Origin of the sequence: Vibrio sp. ZF57, from assembly GCF_001691235.1 — a bacterium.
Taxonomy (GTDB): domain Bacteria; phylum Pseudomonadota; class Gammaproteobacteria; order Enterobacterales; family Vibrionaceae; genus Vibrio; species Vibrio crassostreae_C.
In genome coordinates this window covers 1-9,349 of sequence record NZ_MAKD01000133.1, presented here as the reverse complement: position 1 = coordinate 9,349, position 9,349 = coordinate 1, and the positions used below count along the sequence as shown (strand labels likewise).

Genomic DNA, 9,349 nt, shown 5'->3' with positions numbered 1-9,349 from the left:
GCTGATCAGATCGTAGGTTCTTGATTTAGTTCCATTGAATTACGCAACAAAGCCCTCCTGAGTACACATGATTTCAATGATGGTTGTTTTGCCTTCGTTCATCTGCATGTCGATGGCTTTTTGCAGGGTTGGACCTACATCTTCCAGCTTATCAACCGTGATACCTTCAGCGCCCATTGCTCGTGCAATCTCTGCAAAGCTTTGGTTTTCAAGTTCACCAGCAACAAAGCGTCGGTTGTAGAAGTCGACTTGGTTCTTCTTCTCTGCACCCCATTGACGGTTGTGGAATACCACAGCTGTCACTGGAATGTTATGGCGAACACATGTCATGGTTTCCATCAGGCTCATGCCCCACGCACCGTCGCCTGCATATGAAATAGCGGGACGATGAGGTGCCGCAGCTTTCGCACCAATGATGGTCGGGAATGCGTAACCACAGTTACCGAAACTCATTGCAGCAAAGAAGCTACGTGGTTTTTCAAAGCGTAAGTAGCTGTTTGCCACTGAGTTGATGTTACCGATATCCGTCGAGACCATTACGTCTTCTGGCATCGCTTTTTCTAGTTCACGCAATACTTGGCGTGGGTGTAGATATTCGCCACCAGAGAACGGAGTCTCGTGTGAGTTTTCCTCAATCATATCTAAGCTGAACGAGTCACGTTCGTGTGTCCACTCATCAAGCTCTTTTTCCCAAAGAGCTTTCTCTGTTGCGACTGTATCTTGGCGAGCGCCTTTGTTGTCATCGCACAACAGTGCGCGGCCTTCCAATCTTTCAGATAGCGCAACCGCTGCTGCTTTTGCATCACCACAGATACCAACCGAAATCTTCTTAACCAGACCAAGCATCTTGTTGTCTGCATCAATCTGAATGATTTTCGCGTTCTTCGGCCAGTAGTCCATGCCATGTTGAGGCAAGGTACCAAATGGACCAAGACGTGTACCCAAAGCGATAACCACATCCGCTTGAGCCATCAATTTCATTGCTGCTTTCGAACCTTGGTAGCCTAAAGGACCACACCATAATGGGTGACTAGCAGGGAAAGAGTCATTGTGTAGGTAGCTGTTCACAACAGGAGCACCCAGTCTTTCTGCTAATGCCGCACACTCTTGAACTGCATCTGCCATGACCACACCGCCACCAGAAATGATGACTGGGAATTTAGCTTCAGCAATCAGGTCTGCCGCTTCATTCAGAGACTTCTCACCACCTGGACCACGGTCTAAACGCGCTGGTTTAGGGATCTCGGTTTGAGTTTCACCGTAGAAGTAGTCACGTGGAATGTTCAGCTGAGTCGGACCCATTTCGCTCATTGCGCGGTCAAAACATCGGCCTGTGTATTCCGCCATACGATCTGGGTGCGTTACGTGACCTTGATACTTAGTAAACTCTTGGAACATTGGAAGCTGGTTACATTCTTGGAAACCACCTAAGCCCATTGTTTTAGTGCCTGTCTCTGGCGTCACAATTACGACCGGGCTATGTGCCCAGAACGCAGCTGCAATTGCTGTTACACAGTTACTGATACCTGGGCCATTTTGCCCGATAACCACGCCATGGCGACCAGATACACGAGAGTAACCATCTGCCATGTGGGCAGCGCCTTGCTCGTGTACTACTGGGACCAATCGAATGCCAGCAGGAGCAAAGATATCCATTGCGTCCATAAATGCCGACCCCATGATGCCGAACATATCGGTAACATCATTAGCAACCATAGTTTCAACGAACGCTTCTGATGGTGTCATTGTTACTGTGCCGGAAACAACCGTACGTTTTTCTTGCTCGCTCATTCTTCCATTCTCCTTGAGTTAACCAAAATTTCATTTTTCGGAATGAATTGTCTCTTTTTCGAATTCATTTTCACCTTAGTAGTAGAATTTTTGCACGTCAACTTTTTATATTAAATTGGAACAATTCATTCTAATTAATAAAACTGGATTACATTATTGGTAGTTTTTCGTACAAAAAGTGCCGTTAACTTAACTGGAGCTGTTAATAATCGATGACATATCGCGATAGCAGCGACAAGTGATGAGCTATATAGAGGGAAATATGATGAAAGAGGCGGAATTGGTACCAACGCAGCCGGTAAGCGTGAGAGAACGCTTTGGCATCGACAGCAACCTAACGGTGATGGCATTTGAACATCCAGGTGAATATGTGCCGAAAGTCGACCCAAATTACTGTTTTGATCCTGAAGTAACGCTGGCTATATTGGCAGGGTTCACCTCCAATCGTCGCACGCTGATTCAAGGCACACACGGAACGGGCAAGTCATCTCACATTGAACAAATCGCCGCGAGATTGAACTGGCCATGCTTGAGGATCAACCTAGACGGACACTTAAGTCGCTTGGATTTCATAGGTAAAGACAGCATCGTCATTAAAGACGGAATGCAGGTAACAGAGTTTAAAGAAGGCATTCTTCCTCAGAGCATTCAACAACCCATCGCACTGGTGTTAGATGAGTACGACGCTGGTCGCCCTGACGTGATGTTTGTGATTCAACAGCTATTAGAGCAAGACGGAAAGTACACCTCTTTAGAGCAAAACCGAGTGATCACACCTCACCCTTCTTTCCGCCTGTTTGCTACCTGCAACACGCTTGGCTTGGGTAACTTTTCAGGTTTGTATTCGGGTACTCAAGTGCTTAACCACAGTCAGTTAGATAGATGGAACATCATCGCTACGCTCAACTATTTAGACCCACAACATGAAACCAAAATCGTGTTATCTAAGCTTCCGCAACTGAATAATGAAAGTGGCCGACAACTGGTCGAGAAAATGATCGCTACCGCAGGATTAACGCGTAACGAGTTTCGGGCTGGCGACCTTTCAACGGTGATGTCTCCGCGAACGGTGCTCACTTGGGCCGAAAACATCCAAATATTCGATGATGTAGCCACCGCATTTAGGTTGTCATTCTTGAATCGCTGTGAAGACGAAGAGAAAGAACTGGTTAGCGAATACTATTTCCGTTGCTTTGGTGAAGCCTTGGAAGCGCATACTCAAAATTATTCGCACTCGGAGTCGTAAACCATGGCCAATATTTCTTCTCAGCAGAAAAAGATCCTCGATATTGGTGTGTCTGTCGCCAGAGCAATCAGTGGTGAACTCGATCTGAACTATCGGGGAGAACGACTCTATAAAGGCAATAAGCCCTGTTATTACCAGTCTGCCCACACCAACGATCTCACCTTTGTATCTCGCCACGAGCTGAAAAACAGTAAGCTTTCGATGCAAGGCAAGATCGATTCATCGGCATTACGACTCTTGCTTTCAGATGCTGATCTTCACTACTCATTGCGACCGAAAAACGAGGTCGAACGTCTGTTATATGACTTCTGCGAGCAGGTGCGAATTGAATCGCAAGTTCCATCTTATCTAAAAGGCGTTACCACCAGCATTCAGTTCAACTTTGCGTATTGGAGCGGCCAATATCATCAGAATGGCTTCACCGAATCACGAATCGGCATGTTGCTGTTTACTCTGATGCAAGTCATCCACACCCGTTTAACTGGTGTTCCCGTTTCTGAACCTATCGCTGAAACCATTGAATCGACTCGCGCCGGCATCGTGCCTACTTTTGGGCATAGCCTGAAGCACTTAAAGCAACATAGAACCGACCAAGAGTCATTTGTACACAGCGCCAACGAGTTGGCAGCCCTTGCACAAGAGCTCATCAACCAAGAGCAAGAGAGCGATAACTCGCCCACGCCAACCGTTGAAGAAGACATCAAGATCCTTGCGCAACTTGCGCTTATCGTTGATGGCGACATTCAAGATCAAGACGTCGATACTGACATCACAGGCAGTAGTAAGGTGTTCGAGCTTTCGGGCGCGAATTATCAGGTCTTTAATTCAGAATTTGATCAAGTCATCGCCGCAGACAAACTCGTCAGGCGCGCCCTATTACTCGAACTGAGACAGAAACTCACCGATGACATCATGGCGAGACAAGTAAACACTCGCCGTTTGGCCGCTATGCTCACTAGTTTTGTTGCCACGCCACAGAGGAACCGACGTCAGGACCATTTAGAAGAAGGCATTGTTAACGCCACTACCATCACCAAGCTCATCACTTCGCCATTGGATCGCACTGTCTTTTATCAACCTGACATCGGCGCATCTCATCAATGTGCCATCACGTTTTTGATGGATTGTTCAGGTTCTATGCAAAAGCACAGTCACAAGCTAAGCCTACTGATTGATACAATTCTCAAATCCGTTGGACTGGCCAACATCCCTTTCGAGATTATTGGCTTTACGACCAATAACTGGAACGGTGGCAAGGTCTATCGGCAGTGGCTTAAACAAGGCCAACCAAAGCACCCGGGCCGCTTAAACGAAGTTCAGCACATCGTGTTTAAAGATTTTGATACCCATTGGAGACGTTCTCGACTTGGCATTGCGAGTCTTCGTAAAGCCGACATCTTTAAAGAAGGGATTGATGGCGAAGCGGTTCAGTTCGCGAGTCATCGATTGCAGCAGCACACCGCCCAGCGAAAGGTTTTGATTGTGTTCTCAGACGGCTGCCCGATGGATACCGCTACCAGTACCGCCAACGATCAGTTCTATTTAGATAACCATCTCAAACAGGTGATTGAACGTGAGTCGACCAAAAACGGTATTGAGATTCATGGTGTGGGAATGGGAGTGGATTTGAGCCCGTACTATCGGAGCAACATCACGCTAGATGTACAAGAGAGCTGCTTGTTTGGGCTATCTAGGAGCATATTTGAGATGCTAAAGCGTGTTTAAACAGGGAAGCTTAGGCTAGCGAATCACTAGCCTCCTTTGTCGAGAATGGTTTTACGAGGAGCCAAACAACGACCATGCAGAGACAGCCATCAAATATCCGCCTATCAGCATTAACACCGTAAACACCAGCTTTCTGAGTTGATCATTAGACAACGGCGGTGGGAAACGCCGAGCAAACATTGTGACAAGCGCCACCAGAGGAACAGCAATAGCGGATAACCACAATATGCTCTGTTCCATGTCGCCCGCCGCATAGACATTGACCGTACGGGACATCGACGTACAAGCGAAAACCATCAGCAGTGTGCTTCGCACCAGATCGAGCGAAAAAGGTTGCCGATAGAGATGATAAACAATCGGTGGACCTGCCATCCCAAATAATCCCCCCGCTAACCCAGAGCTAAATCCTGAGACAAGGAAAGATACGGTTGTCGAACGGACCGTTCTAGTTTTAGGTTTAAACATAAAGCTCAAACCAGCGAACAACACCATGGCACCCAATAGCCCTCGTAGGATTTGGGTTGCCGACTCGCTCAACGCGTCCAGCAAGTACACGCCCATCGATACGCCGGGAATAATACCGATGACTAACACCACCAGAATCTTGAGTTCCCCAAGCAGTGGCTTACCCATCAACGCCACCAAGCAATTGAACAAGGTCACAATACTGACCACAGCGGCTATAACGGGTAGAGATACCAAATTAAGGCTGACCGTTAGCCCAATCACAATGATACCGAGACCAAATCCAGTGACAGTTTGGAAATAAGTACCTACCGCAATGGTGGCAAGAATGGCGAGTAAAACAGGTAACTCCATTAGCTATCCTAATTAGGTTATTTGGGGGTAAATATGAGTGCAAGATTCCGCATTAGTTTAAGCAACGAGTGTTAATACCGGAATTCAAACTCCGACTCTTCTCTTTCTTCAACATCAGCTTCAGAGTCAGCCTTAAAGTCAGATGCTTTCCCTTGCTGCGCTTGTACCGCGGTAACGGCAATGACATTAAAGATATCTTCGGCACTACAGCCTCTGGACAAGTCATTCGCTGGTTGATTCAGCCCTTGCAGCAACGGGCCAATCGCAACAGCCCCACCTAGCCTTTCCGCAAGCTTATAACCGATATTACCGGCTTCTAAGTTAGGAAATATCAACACGTTAGATTGACCTTTCACCTCTGAATCTGGCAGCTTTTTCGCGGCAATCTCAGTCACAATCGCGGCATCGAGTTGAACATCCTGATCGACGGCGATTCCGGGACAACGTTGTTTTACGAGTTGAGCCGCATTACGAACCTTATCGACCGATTCGTGCTTGGCACTGCCGTTGGTCGAAAAAGACAGCATTGCGACTTTAGGTTCTTCCATCAGTAGCGTTTGAGCACTGATTGATGCGGCTACGGCAATCGATGCTAGCTCGGTTTCATTGGGGTTAATCACCAAACCACAGTCACTGAAAATCATGCCGCCTTTAAGATTATGGAAAGGCTCACACAACATCATCAGAAAGAAACTGGATACCAATTCACTGTCTGGCGCGGGGCCGATAATCTGCAGCGCAGCTCGCACCACATCAGACGTGGTATAAACCGCGCCATTAACTGTGCCGTCTACCAGTCCTTCCCTTACCATCAAATTGGCAAAAACAAGTGGATCTTGAACCAGCTCTAGGGCGTCATCATAAGTCATGCCTTTAGCTTTCCTTAATGTATACAGCCGCTCAGCGAGCACTTCTTTGAGTGACGACGCCTGTGGAGAAACAATATGAATGCCAGCGAGGTTAATGTGGTGAAGTTCTGCAGCAGCGATGATCGCCGATTCATCGCCCACAAGTGTGATGTGAGCGAGCTGTTTGTCGATTGCTATTCTTGCAGCAGCTAGCACTCGCGGGTCCTCCGCTTCACTCAAAACAACACGCTTACGCTCTAAATGAGCTTTATCAATAATCCGTCCAATCGCCTTCATCTTTAAATTCCATTTATTGAGATTAATTGTTCCATAATTTACATTTATATTATTGGAATAATAAAAAAGATCAAATTTTATTCAGATAATTGAAGAATAATGATTTGGTATGTACACTCTTAGGCATAGACATATCGCAAGGATGAATCACTGTATGCAAACAGAAACACCGCAAGTTCAAGGGGATACACCGACCCTCCGACTTTTTGCACTATTAGAGGTGATAGCGCAAAAAGACGAGTTTATTTCTCTTCAAGGTTTAGTCGAAGAGACCGGATTACCAAAACCCACGCTGCACCGAATGCTTCAGCAATTAGAAGCCGCGGGCATCATTCAAAGAGATGGCGACGAAAAGCACTACAGCTCAGGCATTCGACTAAGAAAACTTGCCGAAAACCTACTTTTGAATAGCACCATGCACAGCGCGCGACGCACCATCCTTGAAAATCTAAGAGCAGAAGTCGGTGAGAGTTGTAACCTGACGGCTCTTTCAAGTGGTGAAATCATCTATCTCGATCGTGCCGAAACTGAAGCTCCCCTTCGCTTTCACCTGCACCCCGGCTCTCGCGTTCCCGTGCACTGCTCGGCTACTGGAAAACTGTTTTTAGCTCATATGTCTAAGTCGCAGCGCAGACGATTAATTGAAAATGTGCCGCTGACTCAATACACCGTGAACACGATTACCGACTATTCGACTCTAGAGAAAGACATCGAAGAAGCGAAAATCCAAGGTTTTGCTATTGATGATGAAGAGTTTTTGCCAGGCTTAGTCTGTATCGCTGTGCTGATACCCTCACCAACAGGTCAATCAAACCTAGGCCTAGCGATACAAGCACCTGTGATTCGAGTGAAACCGGACGAAGCAATAAAATTCTTGCCCGCACTTCAAAAAGCAGCAAAAGCATTAGCGAAGATAGAAGCAGACAACTGGGCGCAAGAATAACCTTGGCAGGCTAAAGCGAATCATCAGCACTGCATAGACATCAACTCAATAACAGCACCAACACGTGTTAAGTAATCATCAAGAAGGAATCACGATGCTAAACATTGATAACCAGCACTTACTCTCTTTTATGGTGACAGAAGCGAACAACGCAGTTGCAGTCACAAACCCAGCAACGGGTGAACTCATCGGGCACGCACCGATATCATCAGAAACAGAGTTATCGAGCGCGATTGAACGAGCTCATGTAGCGCAAAAAGAGTGGGCAAAAATCCCTGCTAAATCTCGTGCTGCACTACTTCATCGCTGGCACCAGTTGATCCTCGAAAACAAGAATGACCTTGCTCGAATCATGACGATTGAACAAGGTAAACCGTTAGCCGAAGCGGCAGGCGAAGTGGTGTATGGCGCGAGCTTCATTGAGTGGTTTGCAGAAGAAGCAAAGCGCACTTATGGTGATTCCATTCCTAGCACAGTCGCAGGCAAACGTTTGGTGACCATCAAGCAACCGATCGGAGTGGCGTGCGCGATTACGCCATGGAACTTCCCGATTGCAATGATCACTCGTAAAGCGGCTCCTGCCTTAGCTGCGGGTTGTAGCTTTGTCGTGAAACCTTCGGATGAGACACCGCTTTCTGCGTTTGCTGTGGTTGAACTGGCTTATCAAGCGGGTATCCCTAAGGATCTACTTCAAGTCGTTCTTGGTGAAAGCCCTGAACAAGTGGGCAACCTATTCACTTCGCATCCGTTGATCAAAAAAATCTCTTTCACTGGGTCGACCCGTGTGGGCAGCATTTTGATGGCTCAAGCTGCAAAAGGCATCAAACGCACCTCTATGGAGCTTGGTGGCAATGCACCTTTTATTGTGTTTGACGATGCTGACATCGACGCGGCCGTTCAAGGCGCAATGGCGTCGAAGTTCCGTAATGCAGGTCAAACATGTGTCTGTGCAAACCGATTCTACGTTCACAGTAAAGTGTACGATGAGTTTGTGGCTAAATTCGATCAAGCGGTTCAGCAGCTTAAGATTGGTAACGGTTTAGATGAGGGTGTCACGATTGGACCTGTTGTCAGCCTGAATGCGAAGAACAACATCCAAGCTTTGATAAACCGAGCGATTGAACAAGGTGCTGCGCCTGTCACGCCAACTCAGGAGCTTAATGGGCTTTTCATTCAGCCTGTTGTTCTTAAAGATGTAAAACACAGCATGGACATCGTTCAACAAGAGATCTTTGGCCCAGTCGCGCCTGTGATGAAATTCGACACGGACGAAGAGCTTATCGAGATGGCCAACGATACCATTTATGGATTAGCGTCGTACTTCTACAGTCAGAACATTCATCGAGTATGGAACATCGCAGAGGCACTTGAGTACGGTATGGTGGGTATTAATGATGGTCTAATCTCAACCGAAGTCGCGCCTTTCGGTGGTGTGAAACAATCAGGTATTGGCCGTGAAGGTGCGAAAGAAGGCATCGATGAGTACATGGACATTAAGTATCTTTGCTTTGGCGGAAAATAAGGTTGGTAGTAACTAAGTTCTGGCAGTGATTAGGGCTCGGAAATAATTAAGTCTTAGTGAGCACTAACCTGCCCCATTCTCCCCCCTTCCCACCACAAAAATGAATCAAAAAAAAGCCGCGCTATAAAAGCGCGGCACCTTGGGCTCGGTTAAAGGGG

The 9,349-nt window shown here is 47.1% G+C and carries 7 protein-coding genes; 4 read left to right on the top strand and 3 right to left on the bottom strand.

What is annotated here, in order from left to right:
- Positions 1-39: 39 nt before the first annotated feature.
- Positions 40-1,791 carry a sulfoacetaldehyde acetyltransferase gene (gene xsc, locus A6D97_RS19865; RefSeq protein WP_065585108.1) on the bottom strand — a complete coding sequence of 584 codons (1,752 nt, stop codon included), beginning with the start codon at positions 1,789-1,791 and terminating at the stop codon, positions 40-42.
- Positions 1,792-2,053: 262 nt separating this feature from the next.
- Between xsc and A6D97_RS19860 the strand changes: the two genes are divergently transcribed.
- Positions 2,054-3,037, top strand: a complete 984-nt coding sequence (locus A6D97_RS19860) for a MoxR family ATPase (RefSeq protein WP_065585107.1) — start codon at positions 2,054-2,056, stop codon at positions 3,035-3,037.
- Positions 3,038-3,040: 3 nt separating this feature from the next.
- Positions 3,041-4,762, top strand: a complete 1,722-nt coding sequence (locus A6D97_RS19855; RefSeq protein WP_065585106.1) for a cobalamin biosynthesis protein CobT — start codon at positions 3,041-3,043, stop codon at positions 4,760-4,762.
- Between the two features lie 51 nt (positions 4,763-4,813).
- On the opposite strand, the gene A6D97_RS19850 is transcribed toward A6D97_RS19855, so the two are convergent.
- Positions 4,814-5,581 carry a sulfite exporter TauE/SafE family protein gene (locus A6D97_RS19850; RefSeq protein WP_017064283.1) on the bottom strand — a complete coding sequence of 256 codons (768 nt, stop codon included), beginning with the start codon at positions 5,579-5,581 and terminating at the stop codon, positions 4,814-4,816.
- Positions 5,582-5,652: 71 nt separating this feature from the next.
- Complete coding sequence (pta, locus tag A6D97_RS19845; RefSeq protein WP_065585105.1) at positions 5,653-6,726, bottom strand: phosphate acetyltransferase; 1,074 nt, start codon at positions 6,724-6,726, stop codon at positions 5,653-5,655.
- A gap of 154 nt (positions 6,727-6,880) precedes the next feature.
- Here pta and A6D97_RS19840 point away from each other — a divergent pair, with 154 nt between their 5' ends.
- The gene (locus tag A6D97_RS19840) at positions 6,881-7,669 is read left to right on the top strand and encodes an IclR family transcriptional regulator (protein ID WP_017064281.1); all 789 of its coding nucleotides are present in this window, start codon (positions 6,881-6,883) and stop codon (positions 7,667-7,669) included.
- A 94-nt stretch (positions 7,670-7,763) separates the two neighbouring features.
- On the top strand, positions 7,764-9,191 hold the full coding sequence (locus A6D97_RS19835) for an NAD-dependent succinate-semialdehyde dehydrogenase (protein WP_065585104.1): 1,428 nt from the start codon (positions 7,764-7,766) through the stop codon (positions 9,189-9,191).
- Positions 9,192-9,349 lie beyond the last annotated feature (158 nt).

Excerpts from the sequence above, each read along its gene's own strand:
- A6D97_RS19835 (WP_065585104.1), top strand. The coding sequence starts at position 7,764 with ATGCTAAACATTGATAACCAGCACTTACTCTCTTTTATGGTGACAGAA.
- A6D97_RS19850 (WP_017064283.1), bottom strand. The coding sequence starts at position 5,581 with ATGGAGTTACCTGTTTTACTCGCCATTCTTGCCACCATTGCGGTAGGT.
- A6D97_RS19855 (WP_065585106.1), top strand. The coding sequence starts at position 3,041 with ATGGCCAATATTTCTTCTCAGCAGAAAAAGATCCTCGATATTGGTGTG.
- pta (WP_065585105.1), bottom strand. The coding sequence starts at position 6,726 with ATGAAGGCGATTGGACGGATTATTGATAAAGCTCATTTAGAGCGTAAG.
- xsc (WP_065585108.1), bottom strand. The coding sequence starts at position 1,791 with ATGAGCGAGCAAGAAAAACGTACGGTTGTTTCCGGCACAGTAACAATG.
- A6D97_RS19840 (WP_017064281.1), top strand. The coding sequence starts at position 6,881 with ATGCAAACAGAAACACCGCAAGTTCAAGGGGATACACCGACCCTCCGA.
- A6D97_RS19860 (WP_065585107.1), top strand. The coding sequence starts at position 2,054 with ATGATGAAAGAGGCGGAATTGGTACCAACGCAGCCGGTAAGCGTGAGA.